Raw genomic sequence first — 12,652 nt, 5'->3', positions numbered from 1 at the left:
CTATACATTTGCATCTTAAATATGACAATAAAACAAAAGGTAGTAGCGGTTGAAAAATTATTCAAACGCCTTGATAACGAGATTTCTGAATTCCGTAAAGAATCCGGTATATTTTGTTTTTCTGGTTGCGGGAAATGCTGTAATAAGACAGATATTGAAGCATCACCACTTGAGTTTCTACCTTTAGCTTTTCACTGGTTTTCTCAAGGGAAGGCTGATGAAATGCACCAAAAATTGGAAGAAAATCAATCTCTCAATTGTATGGTCTATCAACCTCTTTCAGTAGATGATCCAAATCACGGCCATTGTGGAGAATATCAGTTCAGAGGTTTAATTTGTAGATTATTTGGTTATGGGGCTGGGAAAGATAAATATGGCGAACTTCGAATGGTTACTTGCAAACTGATTAAGGAAAATCAAGCTGAAAATTATGAGAAAGCTGTAGAAATGCTAAAATCAAAATCTAAAGTTCCAGTCTTTACGGATTACTACCAAAACCTCATGCAAATAGATTTTAGATTAGCTAAAGATATGTTGCCTATCAATGAAGCCATTCAAGCAGCTTTAGAAGCTGTTATGCAGTATTATGCTTACAGAGAATTTCCAGTTGGAAAAGGAGTAGCATAAATTTTATGAATTCTTAAGAAAAGAAACCCGAAAGAGCAATCTTTAGGGTTTCTTATTTTTTTGTCTAAGATCTTAAATCTAGAGTCTAAAATCTAAATTACATATGAATCGGTCTGTTATCAGTAGCCGCCAAACAAGCTTCTTTTACTGCTTCCATATAAGTTGGATGTGCGTGAGACATACGGGAAACATCCTCTGCTGAAGCGCGGTATTCCATAGCCGTTACACCAGCAGCAATCATATCCGCTGCTCTGGCTCCAATAATATGGATACCTAAAATCTCATCAGTCTTTTTATCAGCAATTACTTTTACTAAGCCTTCCATGTCACCACTCGCTCTGGCTCTTCCTAATGCTTTGTAAGGAAAAGAGCCTGTTTTGTAGTCTCTACCCTCGTCTTTCAATTCCTCTTCAGTGTGACCAACCCCAGCCACTTCAGGCCAAGTGTAAACTACATTTGGTATCAATTTATAATGGATGTGAGGTTTTTGACCTACCATGGTTTCAGCAACAAAAACTCCTTCTTCTTCTGCTTTGTGAGCTAACATTGCACCTCTCACTACATCTCCAATTGCATAAATATTATCAACTTCAGTTTTCAGATCATCATCAACAGATATTCTTCCTTTATCATCTGCTTTAAGTCCAGCAGCTTCAAGGTTTAAGCCTTCAGTATAAGGTTTTCTTCCTACTGCTACTAAGCAATAATCTCCTTTGATAGTTTCTTCTTTGCCTTTATCAGTCTCAAAAGTAACATCAACTTCTTTACCTTTATTTTCAACCTTGGTGACTTTATGCTTCAGTTTCAAATCCATTCCGAGCTTTTTCATACTCTTTTTCATCTCCTTGCCCATAGTGCCATCCATAGTTGGGATAAGGCTATCCATAAATTCAATCACGGTCACCTTAGAGCCAATTCTTTTATATACTGAACCCAATTCAAGGCCAATAACACCACCTCCAATTAAAATTAAATGCTTAGGCACTTCTTTTAATTCTAAAGCTTCAGTACTACTGATCACTCTTTTCTTATCAAACTTTGCAAATGGCAATTCAACTGGTTTTGAACCTGTTGCAATGATCACCTTATCAGTACTAAGCGCTTCTTTTTTATCATCAGATTTAGTGACAACCACAGTGTTTTTGTCCTTAAATGAACCAACTCCCGTGTGTACATCAATCTTATTTTTCTTCATCAAATAAGCGATACCCTCAACATTTTGCTTAACCACATCTGCTTTGCGGTTAATCATTTGCTTGATGTCTACTTTTAAGTTGCTAAGGTTAATACCATGCTCTTTAAAAGTAGTTTCAGCATTGTGATAATGCTCAGAAGAATCAAGCAACGCTTTTGAAGGAATACATCCTACATTTAGGCAAGTTCCACCAAGCGTATCGTATTTTTCAATTATAGCGGTTTTCATTCCTAGCTGTGCACAGCGAATAGCTGCCACATATCCACCAGGTCCTGATCCAATTACTATTACATCGTATTTTGACATTTCTTTGATTAGTTATCTCTGCAAATCTGCATTTTCTAATTCACAGAATGGTTAAATTTATTAATTGATACGGTTTTAAGTTTACTGAAAGCTCATAATCTAAAACTTACTACTCTTAAATTCCGAGCAACAATCTAGTCGGATCCTCCAACAACTCTTTTACTCTAACTAAGAAGCTAACGGATTCTTTTCCGTCAATGATTCTGTGGTCATAGCTAAGGGCTACATACATAATCGGTTTAATTTGTACTTCACCATTCACCGCCATCGGACGTTCCACTATATTGTGCATTCCTAAAATGGCCGATTGAGGCGCATTGATAATAGGAGTTGAAAGCATAGAGCCAAAAATACCACCATTAGTGATCGTGAAAGTTCCTCCCGTCATTTCATCTATACTCAATTTACCATCTCTAGCTTTTTTGGCTAATCTTATAACTTCTGCTTCTACCTCATTAAATGAAAGCTTTTCAGCATTTCTGATAACTGGAACTACTAAACCTTTTGGAGAAGAAACAGCAATCGACATATCTACATAGTCGCTATAAACCATTTCATTTCCATCGATTGAAGCATTAACAGCTGGAAATTCTTTCAATGCCAAAGTACAAGCTTTTGTGAAGAAGGACATAAAGCCTAATCCAACCTCATACTTTTCTTTAAATTGTTCTTTATATTTTTTACGGATTTCCATGATTGGGCTCATGTCCACTTCATTGAAAGTGGTCAACATAGCAGTCTCATTTTTCACGCTTACTAATCTTCTGGCTACCGTCTTACGCAAGCTTGACATTTTCTCTTTTCTTTGCTCACGATTTCCACTATCACTTGGGGAAGGTAATTTTTCAGTTTCAATTCCTGAATCAGATGATTTATTTTCTTTTTCTGCTGACTTAGACGCTTTCTGTTTTTCTGCGTTTTCAGCATCCTCTTTAGTGATTCTACCGTCTTTCCCGCTTCCTTTTATATTAGATGGGTCAATTCCTTTTTCTTTTAGGATTTTAGCTGCAGCGGGAGAGGCGTGACCAGTAGCATAAGTTTCATTACCTTCTTCTTTAGAATCAGAACTCGAATCGCTTTCGGAAGAACTTTTCTCTGATGATGATTCGCTCGGGGCACTACCTTCTGCTACTTCAATTTTACATATGGTAGCTCCGATTTCTATGGTATCGCCTTCTTCTGCTACAATTTGTAGAAATCCATCCGCTTCAGCTGGTAATTCAAAAGTTGCTTTGTCAGATTCAACTTCAGCAATTACTTCATCCATTTCTACATAATCGCCTTCTGATTTAAGCCAAGAGCTTATGGTTACTTCCGTGATAGATTCACCTACTGTAGGAACTACCATTTCATGAACTTCACCTGTCTTTTTAGGACCGCTGTTGGAAGAAGAACCCTCTTTCTTTTTCTCATTAGACTCGGATTTATCTTCTTTCTTATCTTCTTTTTTCTCTTCAGACTTCTTTTCGACTTTGTCTTCAGATTTAGATTCACCGCCTTCGGCATCTTCATCTATCTCACAAATGACTGCACCTACTTCTACGGTTTCATCTTCCTGAGCTTTAATTTTCAATACACCGGAAATCTCAGCAGGCAATTCGAATGTTGCTTTATCTGATTCCAGTTCTGCGATGATTTCATCTTGTTCAACAAAATCGCCATCTTTTTTTAACCATGAGGCAATGGTCACTTCAGTGATTGATTCGCCTACTTCCGGTACTTTTATTTCTAAACTCATGTTTCTCTGAATTCTGTCTTAAAAAATTTTATTTCTTTATATCAAAAGCTTTTTCAACTAAAGCTTCTTGTTCTGCTTTGTGTACTTTAGAATAACCTGTAGCTGGTGAAGCACTTGATTTTCTTGAAATCAGCTGTAAACCTGCTTTATTAGCTATAGTTCTTAGCATATAAGTCCAATACCCCATATTTGAAGGCTCTTCTTGTACCCAGAATATTTCCGGATCTTTGAATTTTTTCAATGCTTTATCAATTTGGTTCATTGGGAATGGATGTAATTGTTCAATCCTGATGATTGCAACATCCTTTCTTTTTTCCTCTTGTTGTTTCTCCAGTAAATCATAATAAACTTTACCAGTACATAACAACACTCTTTTTACATTTTTATTAGTAACGTAATCATCTTCATATATTTCTCTGAATTTGCCTTCCGTAAATTCTTTTATTGGAGAGATTACTTTTGGATGACGTAGTAATGACTTAGGCGCAAATTGAACCAATGGTTTTCTGAATTCCCATTTTACTTGTCTTCTAAACATATGGAAAAGATTAGCAGGAGTCGTAATATTGGTTACGATCAAATTTTCCTCAGCCGCTAATTGAAGGAATCTTTCTGGTCTGGCATTAGAGTGCTCAGGACCTTGACCTTCATAACCATGTGGCAATAACATTACCAACCCATTCATTCTTTGCCATTTACTTTCGGCTGAAGTGATGAATTGATCAATCATAACCTGGGCTCCATTAGCGAAATCGCCAAATTGAGCTTCCCATACTACCAAAGCACTTGGTGTAGCCATGGCATATCCATATTCGAAACCTAAAACACCAAATTCAGATAATAATGAATTGTAAATTTTGAAATTCTGTTTTTGGTTTTTGTCTATATGATCCAGGTTGCAATAAGGCTCATTAGTTTCTGCGTCAAACAAATAAGAGTGTCTGTGGGAGAAAGTACCTCTTTTTACATCCTGACCTGACATTCTTACAATGTTGCCATCTGAAAGTAAAGATCCATAGGAAAGTAATTCGGCATCTGCCCAATTAAGCATTTTCTCGTCAAAGAAATTTTTCTTGCGCTCCTTTAAAAGTTTATCTATTTGTTTAAGTGGCTTAAAACCTTTTGGTAAGGTAGTTAAAGCTTCACCTATTTTATCTACCAGTTCTTGTGAGATGGAAGTATCAGGAGACTCCAAAAAGTCATCTGATTTGGCTCTTCTTAATTGTTCCCATTCTTCCTCAATTTTTTGAGGTTTATATGGTAATGGTTTTTGTTTTACTTCATTTAACCTATCTTGAAGTTGCTTTTTGAAGTCTTTCTCCAGTTTTTTAACTGAGTCATTGTCTAAATCACCTCTCTCAGTCAATTTCTTAACATAAACCTCCCTTGGGTTAGGGTGCTTTGCAATTTTGTTATACAGCTTCGGCTGAGTAAATTTTGGTTCATCACTTTCATTATGCCCATGTCTTCTGTAGCACAAAAGGTCTATAAAAATATCCTTCTGGAACTTATGTCTGTATTCTACAGCTAGATTTGCAGCAAAATTAACGGCTTCAGCATCATCTCCATTAACGTGTAATACTGGGGCATCTATCATTTTGGCAATGTCAGTACAATAAATTGAAGAACGAGCATCGTCATAGTCAGTAGTGAAACCAACTTGATTATTAATAACGAAGTGAATTGTTCCTCCCGTGGAATAACCCTCTAATAAAGACATTTGAGTAGTTTCATAAACAATTCCTTGTCCGGCTACTGCTGCATCGCCATGTATTAAGATTGGTAATGCGGCATTAACATCTTCATTGTATTCATCGTCAATTTGAGCTCGTGTATATCCTAAAACCACTGAATTTACAGCCTCTAGGTGAGAAGGATTAGGAGTTAATTTAACGTAAGACTTTTTATCATTGGAGGTTTCTACATAACTTGAATACCCCATGTGATATTTCACATCACCATCCCCCATGGTTAAATCAGGATCAGTACTACCTTCAAACTCAGAGAAAATCTGCTCATAAGTTTTATTCATGATATTGGCTAATACATTTAGCCTACCACGGTGCGCCATCCCTATTATGACTTCTTTAGTACCTAATTCGGAAGAACGGTTGATGACTTTATCTAAAAATGGAATAGTGTTTTCACCACCTTCTAATGAGAATCTTTTTTGCCCTAAAAACTTTGTGTGAAGGAAGTTTTCGAAAACTACTGCCTCATTTAATTTAGATAGAACTCTTTTCTTTTCCTCTAATTTTGGCTGATAGTCTCCTTTAGAGCTTTCAGCTTGATCTATAAACCAATCCACGATTTTTGGGTCGCGAATATGCATATACTCAAATCCTATGGATCCAATATAAATTTTGTCTAAAGCCTCAATTATACTCTTAAGGCTTGCTTTCCCTATACCTATTTCCTGGCCTATAGAAAACTCTTCCTTCAGATCTTCTTGTTTGAGTCCAAATTCCTCCAAACTGATTCTAGCGTCATGAGGTCTTCTATCTCTGACAGGATTGGTTTTTGATTTCAAATGACCACGCATTCTGTAAGCTTGAATCAAGTTTCTGACTTGAGTTTCTTTAGAAGAGACTCTTGTTTCAGTAGCTTGCCCATTTTCTCCAAATTCCTTTTGTGAAAATTCAAAACCTTCAAAGAATTTCTGCCAAGAGTCATCAACTGATTCTGGATCGTTTTTATATGATTGGTAAAGTTCCTCTATGTAGTTGCCATGTGCATTGGCAATATATGTGTATTTATCCATTATGGAATTGGTTTATTTTTCGATAAGCAAATATAAACACTTCTAAAAGACTACAAAAATTGCTTAAACGATTATACGATTTATAAAGATTATCAAGCATTTGACTTCTATAAACGGTCTAAATTCAGTTTTGTTAGTGCTCATGATATTTGAATTTACTAGTTCATTTTTTAATTGTTAAAACTGTTAATGCATAACTGAAACCCTAATCAGGAAAAATGATCGGCTATTGCAATACCCTTGCATAGATTAATTCCCTACATTTGCCAAAGTGAAAGTTTTATGTTACATATTGAGTTTTTACATGATTGCGCTATGCGGGATTCCTTGCTCTGATGCTAAATCAATGCCCAGTGAGCAAGAGATAATTTCTTTTAGTGATTTGGCAAGCGAAAATCAAAGCCATGAACATAATCAGGAAGAAGATTCCTGTTCTCCTCTATGCGTATGTCATTGTTGCCATTTACATTTCTTTCCTATTGCTGAAATTCCATTTTCACATCCAAATAAAATATTGAGTTCTTACACTTTGTATTTTCAAGATTTCAGAAGTGTTGAAATCTTTGACTTCCTAAAACCCCCTCGATCATAAGATTTTTGCTCAATAGGATAAGTGCGTCCTTTTGCTAAGTTTTTTGATTTAGAAAGCTTACGGACTGCCTCAATTCCAATTCATTGAGCATTTTTACTCAATCCTTTATATCTAAAAGGTTCCTTTATTCATATCAGAGTGAGGATAATCTAAATTGATTAATTGAAAATAGAAAGAAAGGAGAATCAATTAAAACCTTGAAATAGGTATTGGTAATTTCTATTGAGTTGGTATCAATTATACAAATTCAGAATAGATAATGACCGCATTTTCTCTTTCGAAATAACTAATTAAAAGTCTTATGATTAATAAAATCATTTCTTTTTCCATAAAGAATAAATTTATTGTGGGTCTGCTAACGCTGGCGCTCATAGGAGTTGGGACATACTCCATGTACAACCTCAATCTTGGGTCTGTCCCAGACATCACCAACAATCAGGTGCAGGTGATGACGGTATCGCCTAATCTAGCCACAGAGGATATTGAGCAGTTTGTCACCTACCCTGTTGAGCTGGCAATGGGTAATTTACCTGGAGTAAATGAGATTCGATCGGTTTCTCGTTTTGGCCTTTCCGTTGTAACTATTGTCTTTGAAGATGAAATGGGGATTTACAAACCCCGACAATTGGTACAGGAGAAACTTAATGAAGTAGCGGAGAAAATTCCGGAAAATTTCGGGAGCCCTTTTATGGGTCCAATTACCACTGGATTGGGAGGTATTTATGAATATACCATTAATCCACAGCCTGGGTATGATTCGGTTTATTCACTTACGGAGCTTCGCACCATCCAAGATTGGATAGTTAAGCGTCAGCTTACATTAATTGATGGAGTCATTGGAGTGAATGCATTAGGTGGTAAGGTGAAGCAATATGAGATTGCTATTGATCCTGAAAAGCTCAATGCAAACAATATTACTATCAATGAGATTTTTACCGCACTCAAGAATAATAATGTAAATACCGGAGGAGCATATATTGAGAAAAACCACATGGCCAACTTCATTAGAGGGGAGGGACTGATACAGTCCTTAGCCGACATCAGAGAAATCATGATAAAAAATGAAAACGGTATACCTATTACAGTCGGTGATGTTGCTGATAAAGTTCATTTTGGTAATCAAGTGCGCTACGGAGCTTTTTCAAAAGATGGTAAAGAAGCTGTTGGTGGAATTGTAATGATGCTGAAAGGCGCTAATCCAAATGCCGTGATCCAGCGAGTGAAGGAACGAATGGAGAGCATAGAAAATTCTCTACCAGAAGGTCTTGAGATTACTCCTTATCTTGACCGAAGCGAGTTGATAGATAGAACAACCAGTACAATCAAAAATAATTTAGTGGAAGGTGCGCTCATTGTAATTTTTGCGCTAGTTTTATTATTAGGAAGTGTGCGTGGAGGAATTATTACAGCTACAACTATTCCTCTTTCACTTCTATTTGCTTTTATTCTAATGAAGCAATTTGGAGTTTGGGCTAATCTGATGAGTTTAGGCGCCATTGACTTCGGTATTATCATTGATGGTGCAGTGATTATCATTGAAGGCACAGTTTATGAAATACAAAAACGTGTACGTTCTGGTCACGTGAAATTTGATCAGGATCTAATGGATGAAGTAGCCTATGATGCAGGGAGTACTATGCTGAGCTCTGCATTTTTTGGTCAAATAATTATTCTGATCGTTTTCGCACCAATATTATTCCTCACAGGTGTAGAAGGTAAAATGTTTCAGCCTATGGCCTATACTTTTGGATTTGCCATGATTGGAGCAATTATTTTGTGCTTAACCTATGTGCCAATGATGTCAGCACTTCTCATGAAGCCTATCCAAAATAAGAAGAACTGGTTTGGAAAATTTGAGCGCAGATTGGAGAAAGTAAGTGATAAGATCATTGGAGCAATCCATAATACTTTTCTTCCGTTATTGAAAGGTGCACTTCGGTTTAAAATAATGGTAATTGTCGTGGCAATCACATTATTAGGTATAGCTGGATATACTTTTTCCCGAATGGGAGGAGAATTCGTGCCGCAGTTAGATGAAGGTGATATTGCGATGCAAGCCCTGATCCGCCCAGGAAGTGCGCTTAGTGAATCAGTTGAGGTGTCTAAAAAAATCGAGACGTTGCTTCTCGAAAATTTCCCGGAAGTAAAAACTGCTGTTGCGCGGATTGGTGTACCAGATATTCCCACTGATCCCATGCCCATGGATATAGCAGATATAATAATTGTTCTTGAAAAAGATAAGGACAAATGGACGACTACAGAGACTAAGGAAGAACTAATAGTGGAAATAAAGGAACTGTTAGGTAAGGAGATTACAGGAGTGAATCTAGCTTTTAGTCAACCCGTTGAATTGAGGTTTAATGAGTTGTTGACGGGTGTTCGTGAAGACGTAGCAGTTAAACTATATGGCGAGAATTTAGATGTATTGGCAGAAAAGGCACAAGAGATGGCCGAGATTATAAGAACCGTCCCCGGAGTAGGGGATGTGAACTCGGAAAGGACTTCAGGTTTGCCTCAAATGACTGTTCATTTTAACAGGAAAAAGATTGCTCAATACGGATTGGACATTAAAAAAGTAAATGAATATATAAGCTCTGCCTTTGCTGGAGGTGTTGCAGGAGTGATTTTTGAGGGAGAAAAGCGTTTCGATATGGTCATTCGTTTCGATGAGGCACATCGCCAAAGTATTGATGATTTACGCACTATGTACATTGACCTACCAAATGGAACCCAAGTCCCTATAATAGAGGTAGCTGAGATTAGTTATGTGCCTGGACCCATGCAGATTTCTAGAGATAACACCTTCCGGAGGACTTATGTTGGGGTGAATGCCAGAGGTCGTGATGTAGAATCAGTTGTAAAGGATATACAGAAAAAACTTAAAGCCGAACTTGATTTGGCACCAGGCTATTACATTACCTATGGTGGAGAATTTGAAAACCTACAACAGGCGAAAACTCGCTTGAAGATAGTAGTGCCTATAGCACTATTCCTAATTTTTGTTTTGCTCTACTTTGCGCTTAAATCATTTTCACAATCTATTATGATTTACATGGCTATTCCACTGGCATCAATTGGTGGAATTTTTGCACTCTGGATACGTGATATGCCTTTTAGTATTTCTGCAGGGGTTGGATTTATTGTGCTCTTTGGTGTGGCTGTGCTAAACGGCTTAGTATTAATTAATCGATTTAATTCTCTAAAATTAGAAGGGGTTTCGAGCATTAAGGATCGTATTTTCACCGGTACAAAAGAAAGAATAAGACCAATTATGTTAACAGCAACAACCGATATATTCGGATTTTTACCCATGGCATTTTCTGCAGGTGCAGGTGCCGAAGTACAGCGGCCACTGGCGACCGTGGTAATTGGTGGTATGCTTACAGCCACATTGCTAACGCTAGTAGTTTTGCCAATTTTATACACTTTAGTGGAAGGTAGAAGGGATAAGAGAAAAGCTTTGAGCGCACCAAATGCTAATATACTATTGGTTTTGGTGGTTTGTAGTGGATTATTTGGTTTTTCAAGTACAGCTAATGCACAACAACTTAAGCTGGATTCCCTTCCTAAAATCACTTTAGAGCAGGCTAAGAAAAAAGCAGTTGAAAATTATCCTAAAATTCGGTCAGCTCAGTTAGAAATTGAAAAACAGGAAGCGTTAAAGAAAACAGCCTGGGATCTGGGGAATACTCAGATTTATACGGGCAGAGAAGAAGCGGGTAATGGTTCAAATGGCGTGTATACTACAATTGGCTTTCAGCAGCAGAATATTGATGTATTTGGCATAGCCTCTAAACTTAACCTGCAGAAAGAACAAGTGGCATTAGCTGAGAAAGCACTTGGGCTATCGATTATTGAGTTGGAGCGTGCGGTAAGTACTGTCTGGGGAATGCTTTATGCTGCAAAAAATACGTTTGAAGTGTATGAGCAACTAGATTCCATTTTTATGGATATTGAAAGAGCGGCTAAAATTAAACTGGAAACAGAAGCCACGTCTAAGCTCGAGTTTTTGGCGACTGCGAATCAGGCCAACAAAGTGCAAATTCAAAAAGAGCAGGCTTACAGAGATTACTTAAGTGCCCTGCAACGCCTCAACCTTTGGTTTGCTAATGATACACTATTTACTGTAGCTGATATTCCATCGGAGCAATTAGATGAACCACTTAATTTTGTAGCAGATTCCTTAAGAAGTCATCCACTCTTAGATATTTCAGAACAAGAAGTTGAAGTGGCAGATGCGACTATTAGGGAAAGGCGTTCACAGTTTCTTCCGAAATTGCAAGGGCAATACGGTAGACAAGAAATTGCTGGCCAGTCTGGATTTTATACCTATCAGGTAGGGATTAAGATTCCATTGTTTTTTGGACCGGAACTAGGTAGGTCGCAATCTGCCAAAATTCAAAAGGATATTGCCGAGCAGAATTTACAACAAACCCAATTGGAATTGAATATTCAATACAATAGTGTTCGAGAACAATATCTGAAATGGTATAACTCTTGGAAATATTACCGGGATGAGGCATTGCCACTGGCTACTGAACAACGGAAAGGTGCAATTGCAGCTTATCGTGAAGGAGCTATCGATTATGTTTCTTTTCTACAAAATATTAGAGATGCCATAAGTATAGAAGTGGATTCATGGAATGCCTTTGGCAAATATTTAGATAGTCGCTATCAATTAGAATATTATTTAAAAACATCAGAATAAGTCATAAAATCATCGGATTTAAAAAACATAAAGAAATGAGAAATCAAATTATATATATTCTGGCAGGATTCCTTTTTGGGATAGCAATTGTAGGATGTGATAGTAAATCAACCGAAAAGGAAAATAAGCTAAAGCATAAACCAGCAGAAGAATCAGCCCACAAAGAAAATGAAATGTCACCCTTACACCTGTCCAATCTTAAGTTTGAAAGCTTGGGGATTAAAGTTGATTCATTACCTACTCGCAGCCTATCTGGAATTGTAGAAGCCAATGGACAGTTAGAAGTTCCACCACAGCATGAAGCTACGGTTACAGGTATATTGGGGGCAAATGTGACAGGCATAAAAGTAATTGAGGGAGATAAGGTAAAAAAAGGACAAGTATTGGCTTACTTATCTCACCCTAATCTCATTAATCTTCAAAGTAATTATATCAAAGCTTATAGTCAGTTTCAGTATCTTGAAAAGGAGACGCAAAGACAAAAACGACTTTATGATGAAGAAGTAGGTTCAGGAAAAGCCTATCAAGAGACATTAGCTAATTATCAATCCATGAAAGGAGAAGTAAAAGGCTATGAAGCACAATTGAAACAATTAAGTTTAAATGTTGAAAAGATACAGGATGGTGAAATTTATCAGTATGTGCCCGTTGTCAGTCCTATAAACGGATTTATAGAAAAAGTCAAAGTGCAGATTGGGCAATATGTTGAGCCTCAAACCGAAATG

The 12,652-nt window shown here is 37.1% G+C and carries 7 protein-coding genes; 4 read left to right on the top strand and 3 right to left on the bottom strand.

Features of this window, described 5'->3' with window-relative positions; translation table 11 throughout:
• Positions 1-21 precede the first annotated feature (21 nt).
• The gene (locus tag Q0L29_RS07885) at positions 22-627 is read left to right on the top strand and encodes a YkgJ family cysteine cluster protein (RefSeq protein WP_296620592.1); all 606 of its coding nucleotides are present in this window, start codon (positions 22-24) and stop codon (positions 625-627) included.
• Between the two features lie 97 nt (positions 628-724).
• Here Q0L29_RS07885 and lpdA read toward each other — a convergent pair whose 3' ends face one another.
• From lpdA to Q0L29_RS07870, 3 genes are all read right to left on the bottom strand, one after another.
• Positions 725-2,128, bottom strand: a complete 1,404-nt coding sequence (gene lpdA / locus Q0L29_RS07880; RefSeq protein ID WP_296620590.1) for a dihydrolipoyl dehydrogenase — start codon at positions 2,126-2,128, stop codon at positions 725-727.
• A 115-nt stretch (positions 2,129-2,243) separates the two neighbouring features.
• A complete protein-coding gene (odhB, locus tag Q0L29_RS07875) occupies positions 2,244-3,866 on the bottom strand; it encodes a 2-oxoglutarate dehydrogenase complex dihydrolipoyllysine-residue succinyltransferase (RefSeq protein ID WP_296620588.1) in 1,623 nt (540 codons plus the stop codon).
• A 28-nt stretch (positions 3,867-3,894) separates the two neighbouring features.
• Positions 3,895-6,627 carry a 2-oxoglutarate dehydrogenase E1 component gene (locus Q0L29_RS07870; protein WP_296620586.1) on the bottom strand — a complete coding sequence of 911 codons (2,733 nt, stop codon included), beginning with the start codon at positions 6,625-6,627 and terminating at the stop codon, positions 3,895-3,897.
• 271 nt (positions 6,628-6,898) lie between these two features.
• Between Q0L29_RS07870 and Q0L29_RS17560 the strand changes: the two genes are divergently transcribed.
• The 3 genes from Q0L29_RS17560 to Q0L29_RS07860 all read left to right on the top strand — a co-directional run.
• On the top strand, positions 6,899-7,219 hold the full coding sequence (locus Q0L29_RS17560; RefSeq protein ID WP_367275765.1) for a DUF6660 family protein: 321 nt from the start codon (positions 6,899-6,901) through the stop codon (positions 7,217-7,219).
• Between the two features lie 301 nt (positions 7,220-7,520).
• A complete protein-coding gene (locus tag Q0L29_RS07865; RefSeq protein WP_296620584.1) occupies positions 7,521-11,927 on the top strand; it encodes a CusA/CzcA family heavy metal efflux RND transporter in 4,407 nt (1,468 codons plus the stop codon).
• Between the two features lie 35 nt (positions 11,928-11,962).
• Positions 11,963-12,652: efflux RND transporter periplasmic adaptor subunit (locus tag Q0L29_RS07860; protein ID WP_296620582.1), on the top strand; the 690-nt coding region annotated here is incomplete at its 3' end.

This window comes from Marivirga sp. (assembly GCF_024636815.1).
In the GTDB taxonomy this organism is placed as follows: domain Bacteria; phylum Bacteroidota; class Bacteroidia; order Cytophagales; family Cyclobacteriaceae; genus Marivirga.
This window is presented reverse-complemented; position numbering and strand designations above follow the sequence as displayed.

Coding starts and splice junctions, on each gene's coding strand:
- Q0L29_RS07885 (WP_296620592.1), top strand. CDS start 22: ATGACAATAAAACAAAAGGTAGTAGCGGTTGAAAAATTATTCAAACGC.
- lpdA (WP_296620590.1), bottom strand. CDS start 2,128: ATGTCAAAATACGATGTAATAGTAATTGGATCAGGACCTGGTGGATAT.
- odhB (WP_296620588.1), bottom strand. CDS start 3,866: ATGAGTTTAGAAATAAAAGTACCGGAAGTAGGCGAATCAATCACTGAA.
- Q0L29_RS07870 (WP_296620586.1), bottom strand. CDS start 6,627: ATGGATAAATACACATATATTGCCAATGCACATGGCAACTACATAGAG.
- Q0L29_RS07865 (WP_296620584.1), top strand. CDS start 7,521: ATGATTAATAAAATCATTTCTTTTTCCATAAAGAATAAATTTATTGTG.